This is a genomic window from Nitrospira sp. Ecomares 2.1 (assembly GCF_965152585.1).
In genome coordinates, this window is record NZ_OZ224219.1 from 839,054 (window position 1) to 861,851 (window position 22,798).

A 22,798-nucleotide genomic window follows, 5' to 3' on the forward strand; every position below is an offset into this window, starting at 1 on the left:
GATAAAGAAAAGGATAAGGGTGGATGAACAAACAAACGACATTTCCCGAGGGGTTTCTATGGGGTGCGGCCACATCGGCCTACCAGATTGAGGGGGCGCCGCTGGCAGATGGGGCAGGTCCGAGCATCTGGCAGCGATTTTCACATACACCGGGACATACCCTGAACGGCGAGACCGGTGACGTCGCTTGCGACCATTACCATCGCTGGCGAGAGGATATCGCCCTCATGAAGGAACTGGGGTTGCAGGCCTATCGGTTTTCGGTGGCCTGGGGGCGTATTTTTCCGGAAGGCAAGGGGCGGCTGAATGAGAAAGGTCTGGATTTCTACGACAAACTGGTTGATGGCCTTTTGGAAGCAGGGATTGAACCGCTCCTGACATTGTATCACTGGGATCTGCCTGAGGCGTTGGACGATCTCGGCGGATGGTTGAATCCGGACATTGCGCATTGGTTTGCCGACTATGGGGAAGCCATGTATCGACGGCTGGATGGCCGGGTCAAAAAATGGACGACACTCAATGAACCCTGGGTCGTCACGGATGGCGGCTATTTACATGGTGTCCTGGCCCCCGGACATTCCTGTCACTATGAAGCGCCCGTTGCCGCGCATCATCTGATGCGTGCCCATGGTGCCGCGGTTCAGGCCTATCGCGCTGTCGGTGCTCATGAAATCGGCCTCGTGGTGAATATCGAGCCCAAGTATCCCGCTTCAGATGATCCCAAAGATCTCGCAGCCACCAATCGCGCGGATGCGTATATGAACCGGCAGTTTCTTGATCCGGCACTTCTGGGATCCTATCCGGAGGAAATGAAGGAAATATTCGGTGACGCCTGGCCTGAATGGCCGGCCAAGGATTTCGACCTGATTTGTCAGAAGATCGATTTTGTCGGACTGAATTATTACACCCGGGCCGTGACCTGTGATAAGCCGGATGCCTTGCCGGTGAGGGCCGGGACCGTTCCCCAACTCCATAAGACGTATACGGAAACCGGGTGGGAGGTCTATCCCGACGGACTTTCCGATACGTTGGTCTGGCTCAAGAATCGTTATGGTGAGATGCCGCTGTATATCACCGAGAATGGCTCGGCCTTCTTTGATCCGCCGAAAGCGGTGCGTGGGCGGGTCGTTGATCCGGTACGGATGCATTACCTGAATCAACATCTTTGCGCTGTCCGGACTGCGATTGAGCAGGGCGTGGATGTGCGCGGATATATGGCCTGGTCTCTGATGGACAACTATGAATGGGCACTTGGTTATGCCAAGCGATTCGGCATTGTGCATGTCGATTTTGAGACGCTTGAACGAACGCCGAAGGATACCGCCAGGTATTATTCGAAAATTATCGAATCCAATGGAGGAATTCTGGACGAACCCTTTCTTCCGGTTTCTTTGCATCTGCGTCATGGCTAGTCTGTCCCTACGAAATATTCACAAGAGTTTTGGCAAGACCGCCGTGTTGTCGGGCATTGACCTTGATGTTGCCGATGGGGAGTTTACGGTGATTGTCGGCCCTTCGGGTTGCGGCAAGTCAACGCTGTTGCGGATCATTGCGGGCCTTGAGGAGATCAATACCGGAACCGTTGGTCCTACTATTGAATAATTAGCCCACTGATTTTCTTCCTCCTAGTCCTATCGATATTGGTTTTTCCAATTTTCCTCAGACATTTTGTCGAAGTTTTTCCAAAGAAATTTTCTTCCTCATAGAGAAATGCCTCGGATTCCTCAAGGCATTTACAACACACATTTTCTCTGAGTAATTTTTTTTTGGGGGAAACTTCACTGTTCTGTTGAATATGTTGAGTCTTTGGGAAAACCATGGCACTAGATGTTGCGTCTGAATTATTAGAACAGGGCAAAGAATTCGGTCTTAAAAAATCGGGCTTTGATTTTATTCAACATATTTCATAGTCTCAGGGAATTGGAAGTTTTCTTCTGGGTTGAATAGGGACGGTAGGAAATGAAACAGGCCCTTTCGAAAGTTTTCTAAAAAGGTCTTCCATGTCGAAGGTACTCCAGGTTGAGCATTCAAGTAGTAGGCGATTTGGCTATGTTGTTTGGTCATTCCTGCTGTTTGTCATTTTAGGCGGATTCCCCTTTAAAGTGCTCGGGATGGATGAAATGAAAATGGGGAAGGTGGGAAAAGAAAAGCTGTATTGGGAGGCTAAAGGACTGAATCTCAAAACCCCACCCACAGAAAAACTACAAGGGATGCCACTACCAGAAACCCTCAAGGTACAAATTCAAAACAAGGGGAAGCGGTTTAGTCTTGTTCTGCCGGAGGGAGACAAGGAGGCAATTTGGGTCAAAACGATCGATGTTGCCGCACTAGAAATACCCGGCGCAGTGGAAGGTAAACCATTTGCCGTGAAAAGAGGGAATTACAAAGCATATTACAAGGCCGCTCTTGAAAGCGTGCAGGTATCAGCTGCCACAAAAAAAACTATGGCCAACCTTGAAACCATGGCTCAATTCCGCAAGGAGCTAGCCGGCAGAAGATTCCAGGTATTTGAGGATGCAAAAGAGCCAAAAGATCCGGAAAGCAAATCACAAAGGAAAAAACAAGATGAAGCTTTAAGGGAAATAAACCAACTTCGAAAATTCTCCCTTCTCTCTCTTCTGGCACAAGACGATAAGCTAACAACAGAATTGTTGAAAAATGACAAATTGAATGTGCAATCAGTTCGTGATTTAGAGCAAATTCCCCCTGAGACGCTTTTTGAGACCCTTCAGAGTATCTATCCAGACTTAGGGGAGGATGAACAAGAGAAAGTGAAAGAAAAACTTAACCAACAGGTGGGTTTACTTCAAAAGCGTGCCCGTGCTCTACGGTATTTGACGGATTTACAGAAACTTCGGAATCGTCAAAAGATCGGTGTGTATAAACAGGAAGAAGTCAGGGGAATTTTTGGTCAGAAAGATCGATTTAAGTCATTAGGGTTTCGAGGGAAATCCTCCCCAAAAAATGCCGCTGTTGGTGCAGAATCGGCAAGTAAAACCCAAAGTTTGCCGGATTGTTCTGGGATCAATGACTTGTTTAGTCCTAACACCTACCTCCTTTATGTGCTCGATTTTTTTAGTAACTATTTTGATTCGATTCATGGTCAGGAGGTGACCCTGGATGGCCTGTCCAAAGCTTTTCACCAAGATTTGGGTTCAACAATCTGTCATGCGTATTCCGATCCAAATCAGACATGGAGCCATGTCAATCTAACAAATCAAATTCTTGAAAATCTTCTTGCGCGACTGTTGATAACCCAAAAGGATTTTTCTCAGATCTTAAATCCACAATTAGGAGAAGATTGGGAAAGAGATTTTAAGGAGGAAAGCAAAACAAGAAGACAAGTGAAAGAGACGATCTATAACAGATTTTCTCAACAGGATGACTATTTGGATTTTCGTAGAGACAAACTCTATCCTGATCTCAGTCCCCAAGAACGGAAAAAACTTCCTGCTTTTGAAGAGGGTTTACTTGGGGAATGGTTTGATCGCTTGGTGAACGAGTTTGGAGTTTCACGTTCTGATCTTCAGCTAGCAGGTATACATCCTAAAAGAGTAGAAGAATTTCTGAAGAAATATGAGGAGTATGAATGGACAAAAGAAAACCTTCTACTACTGAATCTGAAGAATTCCTCAGTTAGGTATAAGCATATTGGGCGTCTAAAAAATTTCTTATGGCAGCACCTTTTAAAGAAAGCAAAAATATTTCTTGAAAAAGAATGGGTCAATGATCGGGTTGAAATTAGGGGAAGGGAATTTGAAAAGGAGATAAGAGGTAGGCGGAAGAAGGAGCAGGAACTCATTTGGCAAGAGTTAGTTGCCGGGAAACCAGGGCTGTTGTCGGGGGAGCAGATATCCGTCTTACAAGCACTTGTTGAAAGCAAGGCGAAGCCATCAATGGAACAGGTGGCGGTCCTTCAATTGCTGGTGGAAGGGTATATGAAGCCTACCGTTGAGCAGACGGTCGTCCTCCAAACACTGATAAAGGAGCACCGACGGTTGTTTCCTGAGCAGGTGGCGGTTCTTGAATGGCTGCTGAAAGGGAATACCAAGCCAACGGCAGAGCAGGTGACCATTCTCCAAGCATTGGTAGAGGAGCACACGAAGTTGTCTGAAGAACAGCTGGCAGTTCTTGCACAGCTCGTTAAGGGGGAACCCAACCTGTCGGCAGAGCAAGTCGCGGTCCTCGCAGCCTTGGTAGAACAGGTGGCCGTCCGCAAAACGTTTCAAGAAGATCCCACGAAGCTAACCGCGGAAGAGATGGTCGTCCTCCAAACACTGGTGAAGGAGCACCAACGATTGTCTGCAGAACAGGTGGTCGTCCTCCAGTCGCTGCTGAAGGGGGACATGAACCCGACGGCGGAGCAAGTCGTGGTCCTCGCTGCACTGGTGAAGGAACACCAACGGTTGTCTACGGAGCAGGTAGCGGTTCTTGAACAGCTTGTTGAGGGAAAAATCAAGCTGTCGGCTGATCAGGTGATGGTCCTCCGTTCATTGGTAACAGCGCATATGAAGCTATCAGCGGAACAAGTATCCATTTTAGAGTTAATAGTGGGAGGGAAGACAACGTTATCCGTGGATCAGGTGGCGGTTCTTGCCTCACTGTTAAAGGAGGAGCACCAACGGTTGTCTCCAGAGCAGGTGGCGGTCCTTGACGCGCTGGCGAAAGGCCAAACGAATTTATCTACGGAGCAGGTGAAAACCCTTGTAGAGCTAGTAGAGGAGTATACGAAATTATTCAAAGAACAGAAGGCAGTTCTTAATCAGCTGGTCCGGGGAAAAACCAACCTGTCGGCCGATCAGGTCGCGATACTTTCCACACTAGTGAAGGAGGATCAACGGTTGTATGGGGAACAAGTGGCAGTTCTCCAAACATTCATAGAGAGAAATACGAACCCGACTGCGGAGCAAGTCGACGTCCTTGTTGCACTGGTGAAAGAACACAAAAAGGAGTTGTCTGCAAAAGAGGTGGCGGTTCTCGAAATATTTGTGAAGAGGAATGCGAAGCCCTCGGCGAAACAAGTCGAGGTCCTCGCTGAATTGGTGAAGGAGCATAAACGGTTGACCGCCGACCAAGTGACCGTCCTCCAAAAAGTGGTGGAGGGGAAAAAGAAGCTGACCGTGGTGCAAGTCGCGACCCTCGCTGCATTGGTGAAGGAGCATCAACGGTTGACCCCTGCCCAAGTGACCGTCCTCCAAACAGTGGTAGAGGGGAAAAAGAAGCTGACCGTGGAGCAAGTCGCCGTCCTCGCTGAATTGGTGAAGGACCACCAACGGTTGACCGGAGAACAAGCGGCAGTTCTTGCCCAGCTCGTTGAGGGGAAACCTCAGCTGTCAGAGGCTCAGGTCGCGGTCCTCGTTGCATTGGTGAAGGAGCATCAACGGTTGACCGCCGACCAAGTGACCGTCCTCCAAACAGTGGTGGAGGGGAAAAAGAAGCCGACGGAGGAGGAAGTGGCCGTCCTCGCTCCACTACTGCAGGCATACACATTATCCGCAGAACAGAGGGCGGTTCTTGCCCAGCTCGTTAAGGGGAAACCTCAGCTGTCAGAGGCTCAGGTCGCGGTCCTCGCCGCACTGGTCAAGGAGCATCAACGGTTGACCGCCGACCAAGTGACCGTCCTCCAAACAGTGGTGGAGGGGAAAAAGAAGCCGACGGCGGAGCAAGTCGCCGTCCTCAGGGGACTACTCGGGGATTACACAAAGTTATCCGCAGAACAGAGGGCGGTTCTTGCCCAGCTCGTTAAGGGAAACACCCAGCTATCGGAGGAGCAGGTCGCGGTCCTCGCCGCATTGGTCAAAGAACACCATGAGAAAACGTTGTCTGAAGAGCAGGTGACAGTTCTTGAACAGCTCGTTGAAGGAAACCAGCTATCGGAGGCTCAGGTCGCGATCCTCGCCGCACTGGTGAAGGAGAACCAATGGTTGACCGCCGAACAAGTGGACGTCCTCCAGGCAATGGTGGCGAGGAATGCGAAGCCCACCGCGGAGCAAGTCGCGGTCCTCGCCGCATTGGTCAAAGAACACCATGAAAACACGTTTCCTGCAGAGCAGGTGGCGGTTCTAAAACAGCTCGTTGAAGGAAAAACCCAGCTAACGGAGGAACAGGTTGGGGTCCTCTCTGGATTAGTTGAAAATCATCAGCGGTTGTCTGCAGACCAACTGGACGTCCTCCAAGCATTAGTAAGTGTACGTATCAAAATACCTTCGGAGCACATCACCGTCCTACAAGCACTTATTGAAAGTCAGACAAAACCTTCAGAAGAGCAAAGGGCGGTATTAAAGGAACTGATTGAATGGGGAACGGAATTGTCGGAAGATGAGTTGCAGGCGTTACGTGGAAAAGCACGAAATTGCTTAAAGGGTGGGACCGAAGATGAACCCAATCAGGATTGTTGGCTGGAAGGGCAGGAGCAAGCCGGTGAAGTTGGCAGCAAATTTGAAAAGAATCCCTATCCCAAAATGGAAGCCTTGTTTCGTTTTTACTACAACATTCTTGCTTCCGATGAACAAGGGAACCAACAAAAAGTAGATGATTGGATTAAAGAAGAAATAAGGAAGATTAGAGATAAAAAATGGGAGGACTTCCTAAAAGAAATTGATGCGGAGGCCCAGGATGCAGAGGATAAAGGCGTCGAATTTAATCGTGCAGAATCAGAAGCAGAAGCCAAAGACCGTATAGAACAGTATCTGAAATCTGACGAAGGGGCGGAACAGGAATTACAGAGGTTGGCTCAACGGGAATTTGCCAAATTATACGCTCCTGAATCCGAAATGAGAAAAGAGTTTGATAATTTGGTGAAGGAAAAGGCCAAGGTTGATTGGCATCAGTCTGTGGGAAGAGCCGAATCGGGTCTACTGGAGCGAATACGAAATAATCTTTTAATTATGGCTGTTGAAGAAATATTGAAATTTCAAGAGAACAATAAGGATAGTTCTGCCTACCCTCTTTCGTTGGAGACGATGAAAGGCCAAGAGAAGGCTGGAGAACTTTTACAAGAGAATATCGCCAATTTGGGAAAATACCTCTTTTTAGATTTGACAATTTTCGAATCCAAGAAAGTCCCACCCTTGTCCTTTACGATTGATCGAGTTCATTCGTTTTACCAAATGGTGGAGCTGGAAGAAGATAAAGACAAACAAGAAGATGGGAAAGATAGACTTTATGTATTCTCCGAACCTGACCAAATAGGAGATAGGCAAAAGACTTGGGCATGGCTCAAGAGTTACGGTATTTGGCATGCGGCTATGATGGTAACAATGCACCCGAATCACTTTTTATTTACCGAATTGCGTCCTACCTCAACGCCACAATTTCACGATTTTTTGAAAGACTTGGATGACGGGGTGAATACCCAGGAAGCGTTTGAGAATTTAACATCCAGAATGGAATCCTTTACTTCGAGAGAATTGCAATTTATTACTCTAGTTGAACCACCGGCACGATTTCATCCTGAGTTAGAGGGACAACAATTTATTTTTGTTTGGGATCAAGGTAGGAATCTATGCTTCTATAGTGTACTTACCCCAACTCGATGGATTCCCTGGCGGAAAGTTCCAATAAATTTTAATTGGAAAGATGGCAAACTAAGGCACCCTTATCAAGATATTCCTTTTCAGATTGTTTTTACGGAATCCCTCACTCGGGAAGATACTCTGGGGCACATTCATTTTATAGGTATTGGGGAAAAAAGAGAATTTGATCATGAGCAATTCCCAAAAAGGAATTCAACATTTTCCCTTTTACATGCGAGTTTATCAATTAGTGGTCACTTATTAGGATTAACTCAAGGATTGGATGAAAAGGATGCAGAAGCTACAACAGAAGCAAGTTGGTCTGAAATTGAGGGCCTTGAGGCCATAGAAGTTCAAAAGGAGGAGACAAATTTTTCTAGTTTGCGAAGTTTTGCCTTAAAATCTCATGGCCAGAGTATTGCTGCAGGAAAACATTTAACCGCATTTTTAATGTTTTCATCCTCGCATACCATTGCATCTGGACTTCCGAAAAATCTGTTCATAACTCGAAACTTTTTGCTTAAAGGAAATGGGGAAATTCAAGGAATCCAGCCGGTATTGAATCAGGAGAACTTAGAATTCATCATTCCAAATTCCGAACATTTTGGGAAGGAAATTGATGCGTTCGGTTCTCAATTCATCGACATGAAGAGTGGATATCTACATAGCCGTGGTAACACTTCTGCTCTCCTTTGGAAACAGAAGAATGAACAGTGGTTTAGTGCGCATTTCATCTGGAGCACCGAGGTTCAGCTTTTTCCAACTAAACTCGTAACTCGAGTAAGGTTGGATGAGGGGAACTGCAAGGAAAATGGTGCGTTTGAAAGTTTTAAAAATACTAAGAAAACCGTATTCTATTGTGCTCCAAGGAAGAACCTGATGCCATTGGGGAGTACTTTATCCCACAACTATGGGGTTTTTGATTTATTTGAACAAGACGACGGAAGGGAAGATCCGTATAAGGTCGTATTAAGTTTAACCAGAGATATTTTAAAAGAACGATTTCAAAATAAACCATTATGGTATACCTCAAATGGGGGAATATTGTTTGACAACTTGAGCTATCGATATCCTGCCGGAAGTAGAGCTCAATTAATCCCTAGAGGTTCAGTGTCCACATTGGATCCAGCCATGGTGTATCTGGATGAATTGGGTCTCCATGCTCCATTGGCGATCGCCCAGGTTTTAAGGCAAGAAGAGAAATACAAAGAGGCGATAAAATGGTTGGGTGATGCACTAAAGTATATGGAATCAAAAGAGTTTCAATCCGATGAAATTTCGCGCCGAGCGGTCGGGCTGTGGTTGGAGAAACCCTTTAATCCTTATGCCCTCGCTGAATTGAGTCGGGATGTTTACCTCATTCATGTTCAGCAGGAGTTGGCTGCCACCTTAACGGATTGGGCGGACCACCTCTTTACTTTGGATACGGCTGAATCTGTGAATCGAGCACGAAAGCTCTATGACGAAGCAGGGCAGTTCTTAAGAAAGCTGGAAGCCCCTGTCCCTTCAAGCCCATCCGAAACGGAGAATAGGTACGTGCTGTATAAAGGTAGGCAGAGTTACGAGATTAATCGGGATGGGAAAGAAGAATGGCCTGTTATCCAATCTGGGCACTCCATTCTCGGTGAGGGGTCTACGACGAATACGGAGACCTCAGGGGGATATTGGAGAGATCCAGTGGCTGCAGAGAACGAAGAGGATGGGGTCTTGAGCGAGTTTGAAGAGGAAGATCCCTTCTTTGGTTTGGAGGTGGTGGATCTTATTGGGCCGCTTCCTGATCTGTTGGATGGTCCGGCATTACAGGAAAGCCCTATGATCGCCTTGTTGCGATGGCGGGTGAATTCAGGCCTGGAAAAAATTCGAAGTCATTTAAATTTCGCAGGGTTTCCGCGCCAACTCCAACCGTACGCTACCCCCGTGGATCCTGAGAAATTGGTCAGAGCCGCTGCGGCTGGGGATTTAGAATTCGAGCAATTTATTCCCAACGCTCCTCCCCCTATCTATCGGTTTTCTTTTCTCCTCGATCATGCCAAATATTTAGTGTCAGTGGCCCAACAATTCCAGGGTTCCATGCTCGCTGCATTGGAAAAATTCGATGCGGAATCCTACACCCTGCTCAGGGCAAGGCAGGACAGTCAATTGGCCAAGGCGCAAATGGTCTTACAGTCTTTGAGGATGACCGAGGCCCGTCATGGAGTCAAACAAGCCGCAGTGCAGTTAGAGCGCATGGAATTTCAGCGAGACCATTACGATGATCTGCTTGATGGAGGCATTTCTGATACTGAATGGGCCGCTCTTGGCCTAAGCGCTGCAGCACAAGTATCGTTTGCAGCAGGAGCGATTGAGAGTTTCTCCACTCTTGATGCGGGCAAAGGTTTCACCGCGTTAGGTCACGGGTTACAAGGCGCAGCAGCAGCAACCGCAAGTTTTGCGGCCTGGAAACGAAGAGAAGGTGAATGGAAATTTCAACGTGATTTATCCAATTTCGATATAGAAGTGGCAAATTTTGGGATAAATTTAGCTGAGGCTCGTTCGGATATTGTGGGCCAGGAAAAAGAGATTGCCCAGGTCTCATTGGAAAATACTAAGGACACGATTGAATTCTTGGGGGAGAAATTTTTCAATACGGATTTATACAACTGGATGGGGAAGCAGTTGAGAAAGTTATATCGTCATCAATTGAATATGGCGATTGCCACCGCCAATGGCGCGCAGCAGGCGCTCGAGTTTGAGCGACAAACTTCTCTGGACTTCATTGGGCAGGACTATTGGGATGATTCGAGAAAAGGACTACTAGGGTCTGAGCATCTCCTAGCTGATTTAGACAAAATGGAAGAATTCCGCCTACAAACCGCCGTGCGAAAACGGGAAATAGAAAAAACCATTTCTCTTGCGGCCAAGGCTCCCCTAGCTTTTCAACGGTTTAAGGAAACAGGTGTGTTGGAATTTGCCACTTTACCCAGTTGGTTTGAATCAGATTTTCCCGGACATTACCTTCGCTTGATTCGAGATGTTCGGGTCTCCATGCTAGCGTTGGTGCCACCCGTGGAGGGTATTCACGCCACCCTCTCCCATGATGGAGTGTCTTGGGTGATGGCTGGCCCACCCTTTGACGAGCCCTCTCCGATTTTGCGCCAGCCTGAAGCCATTTCGTTGGATCGTGCCAATCAAGCCACGGGTCTGTTTGACCTGCAACCCACAGATCCCATGTTGTTGCCTTTTGAGGGAAGTGGGGTAGCGGGAACCTGGCGCTTGGAATTGCCCAAGGGAGCCAATCGATTTGATTTTAATTCTATCGCCGACGTGCAATTTACTCTTCGCTATACGGCTCTGGAGGATCGAATCTACCGCAAAAAAATTCTTGAAGAGAAGTTAGGACAGGATGAAGAAGGCTATGTATCTGCAGCCAATGTTCGGGTGCTCAGCATACGGACGGAGTTTCCTGATCAGTGGTACCGATTTACCCATGGCAAGCCAGGTACTCAGAGCGCAGATGTAACGTTTCCTCATAAATTTCAATGTGGAAAATTTGATGGAAAAGAAGCGGAACTTCCCCCTCACACTATGGTTCTTCCATTAACTACGCATGATTTCATTCCCCATGAACTGAGAAGGCGGATTACTGGAGTAACCGCCATGATGCAACTTAAAGAGGCGGCTCCTGGAGAAGCACCATTCCTTCCTGTCGCGCTAACCCTTGTTCCTAATGAGCCCTGTGTGTTTGGGGAACGTCGAGAAACTCTGAAATTATCTCCTGCGGACGATACTGAAAAAATGGACTTTATGCCGCCTTATGGCAATTGGGTACTTCAGCTCAATCTGAAGGATACGGGAAATCCTCTGGTTTACCCAACACCTCCTGCTGGGGGGAAAGTTGATCTAGATGCCATCGATCTATCCAATCTGCAGGATATTGTATTGGGGATTGAGTATAAGGCGAAAGTTCATTATCCCCAATAGGGTGTTTTTGCCTCGGGAATGTTTTGAATTACGCATTCTCAAACTTTTAAAGAAGATCCTATGTCCCAATTGACTCGACGGGAGTTGTTGAAGACGGCCGGTACGGTGGCGGCTGGGGCGGCGTTGGGAGTTGGGCTAGGGGATACGCCGTCGGAGAGCCAGGCTCAAGCTACGGGTGGGGGCGGAAAACAGAGTGCGGGGAGTGTGTTGTCGTTGCCAAAAGGTGGTGGGGCGATCAAAGGCATTGGTGAAACGTTTTCTCCCAACCCGTTTACTGGAACAGCTAATTTCACGGTTCCTATCGCCACGTCGCCTGGCCGTGCGGGTTTTGGTCCTGAACTTTCCCTTCAATATAGCTCAGGTCAGGGCAATGGTCCGTTTGGGTTAGGCTGGGCGCTTTCCGTACCACAGGTTAGTCTCAAAACCGAAAAAGGGATTCCACAGTATCAGGGGAAGGATACTTTTTTGCTTTCCGGAGCAGAAGATTTGGTTCTGCATAAAAATTACCCGCCTGTAGAGCCTGAATCTCTAGGCTTTCGTATCACCACCTATCGTCCGCGTGTGGAGGGTTTGTTTGCCCGTATTCAATATTGGCAACGCACGACGGCTACACAAACAGCTGGGCTTAGTGATGACTTCTGGCGGATCACGACGAAAGACAACATTACAAATCTGTATGGGCGTACACCGCAGGCTCAGCTTCGCCATCCCGATTATTCTGAACGCATTTTTCAGTGGTTTCTCCAAATCACTTACGATGCCAAAGGCAACTATATTCATTATGAGTATCTGGATGATACGGCCACGGACCTGTCCAATGTTCCTTATGAAGAGCATCGTCAAAAGAATCAAGCTAGTAGGGGAGAGAATCCCCGAGTGTGGCAGGTCTATCTCAAGCGTATTCGTTATGGGAACCTTGCTCCCTTGCAGAAACATGATCGAGAAACGGTTGATGCCAAATTATTCGACATTGAATTGAAGGCCAAGGAACCTCATAAGAATTTCCAAGAACATTTTTTTGAGGTGGTTTTCGACTATGGGGAACACGGGAAAGTTGATGAGAATCGGAATCAGGTCGTTATTCCTGACCCCGATCCAAATAATCCTAAGAAACCGAAGGAAGATTCGTTTCACCCCTATGAAATTAGCCAATCGTGGGCCTATCGTCCTGACCCCTTTTCGTCCTATCGTGCGGGCTTTGAAATTCGTACATACCGTCGTTGCCAGCGTGTCCTAATGTTTCACAATGCCATTCCTGATGTAACAGGACCGGTCTTGGTTAAATCGACTGACTTTCAATATCAAGAAGACCAACACACAAGAGTTTCCTGTTTAAAATCAGTTACTCAACGGGGATATCGTGGAGACGATGTACTCGACTTACAGGACGATACCCAGTGGTATGAATCAGAAGAACTCTCCCTTGGGCAGCCAGGGGTGAAAAGCAAACGGTATCGCATTGGGTCATTTCCACCCGTCGAATTTGAGTACACGTCATTCAAACCGAACAACCAGAAGTTTCAACCCTTTGAAGCCGTCGGTGGAGATCTGCCTCCCCGGAGCTTAGCCGATCACAACTTTGCTCTGGTGGATATCTTTGGAACGGGACTTCCAGATGTTATCCAAACCTTCCCCAATAACTATTCCGTGTGGCGTAACTTAGGCAATGGCCAATTCGATATGCGTCGCCCGCTCAAAGATCAACCCGCCGGAATAACCCTCGATCAAGAGGGTGTTGGCTTTGGCGATATGGCAGGGGATGGCAGAGCGGATTTACTCGTGCACCGAGGTTCGCATTGGCACTTCTATGAGGCCACTCATCAAGGCGGATGGAAAAAGGCACATTTCTATAAAAGACAACCCAGCTTTTCTTTGAGCGACCCCAACGTCAAATTGGTCGATCTCACCGGGGATGGCAAAGCCGACATCCTGAGAAGCGATGATCGACACTTTACGTGGTTTCCCTGCCTAGGCGAAGAAGGCTTTGGAAATTTTGTCATCAAGTCACGAAAGTATGACCTCGAAGAATTTCCACACGTATTCTTTAGCGATCCCCGTGTGAGGCTAGTCGATCTTTCCGGGGATGGACTCACAGATATTGCCCTCATTCATTCAGGCCGAATCGACTATTGGCCGAATCTTGGGTACGGAAACTTTGGGCCTCGTGTCACTATGCAGAACACCCCACATTTCGGAGCAAACTTCGATCCGCGTCGACTACTCTTTGGGGACATTGATGGGAGCGGGCCGGCAGATATGGTCTATGTGGAATCCGGCCAGGTGAAGTTCTGGCTCAACCAATCCGGCAATGCGTGGAGTGAAGAACAAGTGATTCATGGGACTCCACAGGTGACCGATTTGGACTCTCTAGAAATAGCCGATATGTTCGGCACAGGCACCAGTGGCATTCTCTATAGCACCGATTATCGAGGCCTGGGGCGGAGTAACTACTGGTATCTCGATCTCACCGGGGGAATCAAACCGTACGTCTTGAAAGAGATGACCAATAATCTCGGAGCGACCACACGGGCCGAATACTCGACGTCTACCCAAGAGTATCTCAGAGATCTGCAGGACAATCGCCCCTGGATCACCACGTTGCCTTTCCCAGTCAAAGTGCTCAAAAAAGTTGAAGTCATCGATCACATCGGCCAATCAAAATTGGTCACAACGTATCGCTACCATCACGGCTACTACGATGGACGTGAACGCGAGTTTCGCGGATTTGGCCGGGTTGACCAACAAGATTCCGAAATCTTTGATGACTTTTCCGGTTCGACCCTTCAAGAGCATCCCCCAGAATTAGCGAACGTCAACAAAGCCTTTCACGTTCCGCCCATTCTCACTAAAACGTGGTTTCATACCGGGGTTTTCTATGAAGACGACATCACGACCCCCTTGGGAAACACCTTTAACGCCGAACACCTCTTGGAATATTACAGGGAAGAGTATTACAACAAAGACCCCTGGGCGTTTCATCTGGATGGAACAGCTTTAGAATCTAGCGGGGGATTAAATGTATCAGGTTTGCATATGGCCTATCGGGCTTTACGAGGCTCAGTCTTGCGCACGGAGGTTTATGCGCTCGATGGGACGGATAAGGAAGAACATCCCTATACTGTCACCGAAAGTCGCTATCAAATTCGAAAACTGCATCCCAAACCACTTGACGACCGACGTCTTCAGGATGGAGTCTTCTTTCCCTTCAAAAAAGAAACCCTCACTTACCATTATGAGCGTAATCCGTTGGATCCACGCATCGCCCATGATGTGTCCTTATATTTAGATGACTATGGAAATGTGACCCACGCCGCCTCATGGGTGTACCCCCGCCGCCCGGAATTGAAGGGAAATGGAAAAATAAATCAAGGACTCTTTGAGCGGGACCCTGCACTCCAGGACTATCATGAGCAATCCCGGTTCTTAGGAACCTTGACTCGAAAACAGGTGATTAATCCCCCTGACGTTCCACCCAACCTGCAAGCACCCCAAACTGACTCAGAGTGGGCCGAGGTGAGAAAGCGAGTCCTGACCGACCCATGGTTTGTTGGGGTGTTTTATGAGACCCAAACCTTCGAAATCCACAAAATTATCTGGGATTGGACCTGTTATGCCAAGGGGCTCACCAACCAAATTGGTGATACCTGTCACGAGATGTTCCGAAAACCCTTTTCCGAATGGGCAATTTCCCACCTAATCAGAAATGACAAGGGGGAAATACGAAACGAGCTGACGTTTAAACCTTATACAAAAGATATGACAGATCGTACACTGCCTAATCAGCCCACACTTCGTCTCATCGATTGGTCACAAATCTATTTCAAAAAAGACGATCGAGCGGAAATCCTTGAAGATGAAGGACGTCTGGGGCTAGGGACCATCGAATCTCTTGCCCTCCCTTTTGAAACCTATCAAGCCGTGTATCCGAAAACAGATTTTCTAGGGATGTATGGCAACAGCCTCAACCTTGAGTCTGTGAAAACACTCGGAGGGTATGTGGAATTACCATCTCAGAATGGAGCAAGAATTCCGTATTGGTGGATTCCATCTGGGCGACAAGCATTTGATTCAGGAAAGTTTTACCAACCAATCAGGACCCAAGATCCCTTCAGCAAACAAACCACGCTGACCTATGATGAGGCTGCCAAGGGAACGATCGCGTCTGGTCAATCCCAACCCTTCTGGTTATTAGTCAAATCGACCACCGATCCCGTCCAAAATTTGATCATGGCAGAGAATGATTATGTTGTGCTGCAACCAGAGAGTATCACCGATCCCAATGGCAACCAATCAAAAGTGAAATTCGATCCACTCGGTTTGGTCGTGGGCACAGCAGTCATGGGCAAAGGTCCAAACCCAAGTGAAGGAGATTCGTTAGACGAATTTTCACCGTATATTACGCAAAAGGAATTGGAGGAATGGGTTGAGTCAGACAATCCGAACAAGCTGGCCTGTGAATGGTTAAAAAAGGCGAGCACCAGACTCATCTATGATCTTTGGCGGCCAAAGCGAACCATCCCAGATGACGACAATGGAGCGATAACAGAGGTACAACCGGCGGTCGTGGCCACCATATCTCGGGAGCGCCATGCTTCGGACCCACCGGCAACAACCTGTTCGGACGAAAACGATCTGCCTATACAACTCAGTTTCACCTATTCAGATGGCTTCGGGCGAGAAATCCAAACCAAAGCCAACGTAGAGCCTGGCCCATTGGATCTGACCGATGCGAATGCTTCGATTGTTGAGCAACGATGGCTAGCTAGTGGTTGGACTATCTTTAATAATAAAGGCAAACCCATCCAACAGTATGAACCATTCTTTGATAAAAACCACACATATACGTATGCCAGAACGCATGGCGTCAGCTCCACGCTCCTCTACGATCCGCTAGAACGGGTAATCGCCACTCTGCATCCCAACCATACCTACGAGAAAGTGGTCTTCGATCCTTGGCGGCAGGAAACCTGGGATGCCAATGACACCCTCCTTTGTGGTCTGAGCAAAGAGAAAATGAAGGAGTTGGAGGCCTCTAGCACTGGAACGAGCGGAAAACCCAAACAATACGATCCCGCACAAGATCCACACATTGGAACATGGTTAGCCAAGTTGGATGCCACGCTCTCTTCGCCGACCTGGTATCATTCCAGGATAGATGAATCCTTAGCCAAGGAGCACTGCTCTAATGCGAAGATCAGAAATGCTGAACACTGTGCGGCGCGACAGACAGAAGACCACGCTGCCACCCCCACAATCACGCATTTGGACACCTTTGGCCGAGCCTTTCTAACGGTTGCAGACAATGGGAGAAAACCAGAATCAGAGAATAACGAATTCTTCCAGACGTACACCACATTCGATATCCAAGGGAATGATCTGAAAATTCGAGATCCCCGCGGCATCGAAGCCTTTAAGCATATTGTGGATATGACCGGGAGGAAGTTAAAGGTGGAGAGTGTGGACGCGGGCACGAAAGTATTGTTGCCGGATGTCGCTGGGAATGCAATATGGTCCAAAGACGCCAACGAAAACGAAGTCGTGATCCATTATGATGCTGTGCGACGGCCAACCCAGACGCACGTCAAACGCGCACTTCCTGGCACAAACGCAAGTGAACAATATCTGGCGGAAGTCAGATTCTATGGGGAGAGCCCACAAGCGTTGAAGTCTACGGGGAATAATCCAGAATCAGCTAATCTCAAAGGCCAATTGTGGCAAGGGTATGACGGGGCAGGGCTCGTGCAAAATGTCGGCTACGACTTTAAAGGCAATCTCAACACCACCGAGCGCATCCTTCTCGCTGATCCGATTACACAGGTCCGTTGGGAATCCGTCGCCGATATTTTCATCCCACTGGATTTGTCCGCCTTTGATGCAACAGCCAAATTAGAGAATGAGCCAGGGCCTCCCTCACAAAAGCGCAACGCGTATCGATTGACAACGAAATTCGATGCCCTCAATCGTGTGGTCGAACGCCAGGAACCTGATGGAAAAACAACCAAAACCCCAGCCTATAATAAACGGAATCTGTTGCAGTCGTTAAAGGTTGTTCCGACAGAAAGCCAAGAGACCTTTGTCCAACAGGTCACATACAACGAAAAAGGCCAACGGGACTCCATTGCCTATGGCAATGAGGTGGAAACGAAATATGAATATGACCCCAAGACCTTTCGCTTGATTACCCATACGACAAACCGTGGTGTTAATGCAAATGGGAAAAAACGTTTGCAACATCTCCACTATATCTATGATCCAGTTGGTAATATTGTCACGATCCATGATGATGCCCATCAAGATGTCTTTAATCATAATACTCTCATTGAGCCCCAGAGCACCTATATCTACGATCCCACATATCGGTTGATCCAAGCGACTGGCAGAGAGCATGAGGGAATGACCGCTTGCCACAATCAACAGTCATGCTCCAAGCACACAGAGCACATCCCACTAACCGATCAACCCGTGTCGAACGGTCAAGCCTTGGGAAACTATAAAGAAGCCTATGAATATGATCAGTCTGGGAATATCAAAAAGATCGAACACGCAAATGTTACGACTGGCAAAAAATGGGTTCGCACCCAGCAATACGATACGAATAGCAATCGCTTGGCCTCGAGTAACGCGGAATGTGACAAACATGCTGTTTTAGATTTATTAGAGGCACATGATCCCAATGGCAATGTCACGAGGTTGCCTCATTTGCAGAGACTTCAGTGGGACTATAAGAATCAGCTCATTAACGTTGAACTAAACGCATCAGAACACTGTCCAGACCAAGCTTACTATCAATACGATACTGCTGGACAGCGCGTCAGGAAATTCCTCAAAAAAAGAGGATGTATAGAAGAACGGGTGTATCTGGGAGAGTTTGAAGTCTACACGAAAAAACAATGCGGCCATCCAGATATCATCCGCCACACCGTTCATGTGATGGATGATCAAAGTCGCGTGGTCCTGATTGAACGGAAACAAGATCATGCGAATCCGACAAAGATGTCTTCAGAGCGAATCCGCTACCAACTCAATAATCATTTAGGGTCGAGTGGGGGGGAGGTTGATGCCACGAATGATGCGGGCTGGATCTCCTACGAAGAATACTTCCCGTATGGCGGAACGGCCTATCTTGCAGAAAAGGATCGTGACAAAGAATTTGCATTTGACCTCAAACGGTATCGCTATAGTGGCAAAGAGCGCGATGATGAGACGGGTTTGTATTACTATGGAGCACGGTATTATGTGCCGTGGATGGGAAGGTGGGTTAATCCAGATCCAATTGGACCAGAAGATTCTAATAATTTGTATCTTTTCACTCAAGCAAATCCATTAAATCACATAGATCATAGAGGGAAGCAATCTAGTAGTGCAGATGAGAGTTTGGTTGTAGGAACTTATAAGGAAGTTAAGGGTGATCATGTGCATCAAGTTGCTTCAGGAACTGATGCCCCGGGGGCGAAAAGAAAAACATCTCCAAATTTTAAAGAAGGTTTGGCTGTTAGTACCCGTGAAGGGGGATTAACTCCAGATATGGATAAAATCGGGCAAAAATATGAACGAAAATTTAACCAAGCTGCATGGGGAGAGGATCTAAAAGATTGGAAGCCAGAAGGTGGGAAAGCCACACTTTCTTCTACGGGTCCATCTCCATCAGCTTCCGGTCGATCTGCAGTACCCTCGCCTTATTTTGAAGATATTAAGTCTTATGGAAAGTATGTTGGTGCAGGCGTGGATCCCGAAGTGGCAGCCGAACTGGTTCTACAATCATCTACAGAACTTGATGTTCAAGATGTTTTTCCTAAACGTGTACCAAATGCTCCACGAAACACACCTCGGAGTCTTAAGTTGGGTCAGAGGTTAGGTAAGATTGGGAATGCATCAAAGAAATACCTAGGCCCAGCAGCAGTTGCCCTTTCCATTATATCTTTTACAAGTGACGCGTATGCACATGGGGCAGGTGAAGCCATTAGCAATGCATTGTTTGATCTTAATCCCCTTAGTGGGGGGAGTTTAAATGCAAACGAGGACACAATGTTGCTTCGGTCCAGGATAACAGATGCTTTGGTAGCAATGTACGAAGGTGATATAGCTACTCCTCAAGAAGACAGAGCTCAATCTAGTTTGTCCGAGCAACAAAGAAAAGCAGAAATAGAGGCATTATCAATGAGACTTTTGGGCAATACGTATTATCTGAACGGAGCACGTATTGTGGATTGAAAAAAGATTAATAGGTGATCTTCCCCTGATTTTGCGGACACATCTAAAAAGAGCCACAATAGGCCAGGAGGTGTGTCATGGCACAACAGCGGAGGAGATTTTCCAAAGAATTTAAACGGGAGGCGGTGCAGATGGCGCGAGGGGCCGATCTGTCCATCAGGCAAGTCGCGAAGGACTTAGGGCTTCATACGAATGTGTTAAGTCGGTGGTGCCGAGAGCAGGAACGGGATGGGGCGAAGGCGTTTCGAGGACAAGGTGTTCCACGGGATGAAGAAGTGGCTCGGCTCAAACGGGAGTTGGCTCGTGTGAAGCGAGAACGGGATTTTTTAAAAGACGCGGCGGTCTTCTTTGCCAGGGATACGCCGCAAGGTATGCCATGATGGCACGTTGGGGCAAGGTCTTTCCGATCCGAATGATGTGTCGGCTGCTCGAAGTCTCCCCCAGTGGGTACTATGCCAGCCAGCATCGGCCCCTGAGTCGCCGGGCGCGGGAGAATGTCCAGCTGATCCAGGAGATTCAACGTATCCATGCAGAAAGTGACGGAGTCTATGGGAGCCCTAAACTCTGGCAGGAATTACACGGGCGGGGGTATAGCTGTGGCAAACATCGTGTGGCTCGACTCATGAAGCAGGAAGGGCTTCAGGGGATTCCATCGAGAAAACGCTGGCGGCGGGGTCGATCTGGCACACGTCCTCAAGAGGTGACGAATCAATTGGCCCGAGACTTTGGAGCAGCAATGCCTAATACCAAATGGGTGACGGACATCACCTATATCCGCACCGCAGAGGGCTGGTTGTATCTGGCCGTCGTGCTCGATTTGTTTACCCGACAGGTCATTGGCTGGTCCATGCAACCCCAGCTAGGCCGTGAGGTCGTCCTTCAAGCCGTCCTCATGGCGGTATGGCAACGAACGACTTCAGAAGCCGTGATTCTGCACTCCGATCGAGGAACACAATATACGGCCCAGGAGTTTCAAGGGTTCCTGAAAACACATGGCATCGTGAGTAGTATGAGTGGCGTGGGCAATTGTTATGACAATGCCGTCGCGGAGAGTTTCTTCGGGTTACTGAAACGAGAACGAGTCTACCGGCGGGACTATCGGACTCGGGCGGAAGCGCGAACCGATATCTTTAATTATATTGAACAGTTTTATAATCGTCAGCGTCGGCATTCCTACTCCAAAGGATTAGCGCCGGGGGTCTATGCCGAACAAATTTCAGAAACTCTTAACTAACCCGTCCACGAAATTGGGGGAAAACCAAGGGTCGAAAACTAAATCAGGGTGTACACAATTTTGTTGAACTTTTGGGTGGAGACTTTTCTTGTTTGTTTCTTATGGTCAGGCGTAAAAACTGATCGACTCCCGAAAATTATGTTTAGGGAATTCCTATTTCTACCTTGCGATTAAAGTTCTTCTAGTGATTGCTGGAAAATAAAATCCCAGGCTATGGCACTTTTTCTTTCTTGCTCTTGTTGATAGGAGAAGTCATTGACGGTTCGGCTATGGTGAAAATTTTAGGGTAGGGAGTTGGGAATTTAAATTAACGTTTCTAGAGGTGACACTCATGCTTCAACAAAACGTTTTACGCTTTTTTCTTCTATTAAGCTGCCTCTATTTTGTTGGCGGCTGTTCGACTGCTCCTTCTGGTGCAGGGGTGATGGTCCGCGATTCACATGAACGTCTGAATGGGGTTTTGTGGATCCAAACCTCGGCGGAATACGAAGTCATGGCCCAAACTCTTTATGTCCAGGCAAAATTGGCACTTGATCGTTCTTTGGCTGATACTTCCCTGTCCGCACTCGAACAGGCCGGTAACTATCAGTCGTTACCACCAGCGATCGTCGTGGATATTGACGAAACCATTTTCGATAATTCTCCCTTTAGTGGACGATTGATTAAGGAACGAAGTGGATATGACCATGGCATTTGGACCGAATGGGCGAAACAAGGTGCAGCTGCCCCAATTCCAGGTGCAGTAGACTTTCTTCGGTATGCACATCGGAAAGGGGTGACGGTTCTCTATGTGACGAATAGAGAATATGATGTTGAACTTGCAACACGGAAAAATCTTCAAAATCTGGGATTTCCTCTTACCACCACCACAGATACTGTCCTAACGAAAAACGAACCTCCGCATAATTGGCCGAGTGATAAAACCACTCGCCGATCTGAACTAGCAAAAGACTACCGAATACTTCTCCTCATTGGAGATGATTTAGGAGACTTCGTGTCTGGGGCCAAAAGTGATCCCGCCACTCGCCGTCAGCTCGCGCAGAAACATAAAAAGCGATGGGGCGACTCGTGGTTTCTCTTGCCTAATCCTCTATATGGTTCTTGGGAAACCTCCCTGTACGACAAATCACTGCGTGATCAGCAAGTCCTGCAAAAAAAGATTGAACGTGTCAAGGGATTTTAAGAAGGAGGCTAACTTATGAATCGAATCTTTAAAAAAACGAATTTTATTCCCCCGGAGGAAACAGATGGCACTAAGATTTTCCCATTTCTCAATCCCAAAGATAATCAGAGCGGATTACCCTTTGATTTGTTTGACGGCTTCAGCATCGCAGCCGGGGAGATAGAATATGGAAAACCTTCCAAGGTTCATTTTCACCCGTTCCTGACTCAAGTGACGTTAGTGACGGATGGGAGGCTAGTTGTTCGGATGAAAGAAACATCTAAGGATACCCTCCTTTTCACTTCTCCTCCTTATGAATTAACAGTTGATAAAGAACAGGCCATTTTGACTCCTCCGAAAACCTTTCTGCAGCTGACCAATCCCCAAAAAGGTCCATGTAAGGTCTTATACATTACTGGACCAGAGTATTTATTTCTTATGGAAGGAAAGAAAATTATCTATGATGATGCCATTATCTTGGATGAAACGTGGGAACAATTGGCGGCGATGAAATGGAAGCCAGATGCTGTGACCAAGCCGAAATTTTCTGAGGTCGATCGAAAGAACGCCTACAAACGTCTCTCTCGTCGTTAACTCAATTTGCCACTGCCACTCAATTATATAGAAGACCGCCAAATTATGATAAGCATTTTCGATTAGCGAAGTTAACCGTGCCTTCTTTAGGCGAAAAAAAGTTAGGATTTTTTGGCGACTGGT

General features: G+C 47.6%; 6 protein-coding genes and 1 pseudogene. All 7 read left to right on the top strand.

The features are described 5' to 3' along the window. Positions 1 to 23 precede the first annotated feature (23 nt). Positions 24 to 1,412, top strand: a complete 1,389-nt coding sequence (locus tag ACWHYD_RS03930; protein ID WP_447964614.1) for a GH1 family beta-glucosidase — start codon at positions 24 to 26, stop codon at positions 1,410 to 1,412. Further along, positions 1,405 to 1,584, top strand: a pseudogene (locus tag ACWHYD_RS03935) (ATP-binding cassette domain-containing protein); the annotation flags it as partial. The gene ACWHYD_RS03930 and the pseudogene ACWHYD_RS03935, both read left to right, overlap by 8 nt. 416 nt (positions 1,585 to 2,000) lie before the next feature. After that, positions 2,001 to 11,474 carry a Tc toxin subunit A-related protein gene (locus tag ACWHYD_RS03940; RefSeq protein ID WP_447964615.1) on the top strand — a complete coding sequence of 3,158 codons (9,474 nt, stop codon included), beginning with the start codon at positions 2,001 to 2,003 and terminating at the stop codon, positions 11,472 to 11,474. A 60-nt stretch (positions 11,475 to 11,534) separates the two neighbouring features. Beyond that, complete coding sequence (locus ACWHYD_RS03945) at positions 11,535 to 19,685, top strand: SpvB/TcaC N-terminal domain-containing protein (RefSeq protein ID WP_447964616.1); 8,151 nt, start codon at positions 11,535 to 11,537, stop codon at positions 19,683 to 19,685. A gap of 77 nt (positions 19,686 to 19,762) precedes the next feature. Beyond that, a protein-coding gene (locus ACWHYD_RS03950; protein ID WP_447964617.1) for an IS3 family transposase occupies positions 19,763 to 20,919 on the top strand; the annotation gives its coding sequence in 2 pieces (ribosomal slippage) (positions 19,763 to 20,015 and positions 20,015 to 20,919; 1,158 coding nt in all). Between the two features lie 331 nt (positions 20,920 to 21,250). Then, positions 21,251 to 22,102 (top strand): 5'-nucleotidase, lipoprotein e(P4) family, encoded by an 852-nt coding sequence (locus ACWHYD_RS03955; RefSeq protein WP_447964618.1) that lies wholly within the window; start codon positions 21,251 to 21,253, stop codon positions 22,100 to 22,102. A gap of 15 nt (positions 22,103 to 22,117) precedes the next feature. Further along, the gene (locus tag ACWHYD_RS03960; RefSeq protein ID WP_447964619.1) at positions 22,118 to 22,675 is read left to right on the top strand and encodes a cupin domain-containing protein; all 558 of its coding nucleotides are present in this window, start codon (positions 22,118 to 22,120) and stop codon (positions 22,673 to 22,675) included. The last annotated feature ends 123 nt before the right edge of the window (positions 22,676 to 22,798 follow it).

Bases quoted from the DNA above. Each gene is read 5' to 3' on its own strand.
- ACWHYD_RS03930 (WP_447964614.1), top strand. From the start codon at position 24: ATGAACAAACAAACGACATTTCCCGAGGGGTTTCTATGGGGTGCGGCC.
- ACWHYD_RS03940 (WP_447964615.1), top strand. From the start codon at position 2,001: ATGTCGAAGGTACTCCAGGTTGAGCATTCAAGTAGTAGGCGATTTGGC.
- ACWHYD_RS03945 (WP_447964616.1), top strand. From the start codon at position 11,535: ATGTCCCAATTGACTCGACGGGAGTTGTTGAAGACGGCCGGTACGGTG.
- ACWHYD_RS03955 (WP_447964618.1), top strand. From the start codon at position 21,251: ATGCTTCAACAAAACGTTTTACGCTTTTTTCTTCTATTAAGCTGCCTC.
- ACWHYD_RS03960 (WP_447964619.1), top strand. From the start codon at position 22,118: ATGAATCGAATCTTTAAAAAAACGAATTTTATTCCCCCGGAGGAAACA.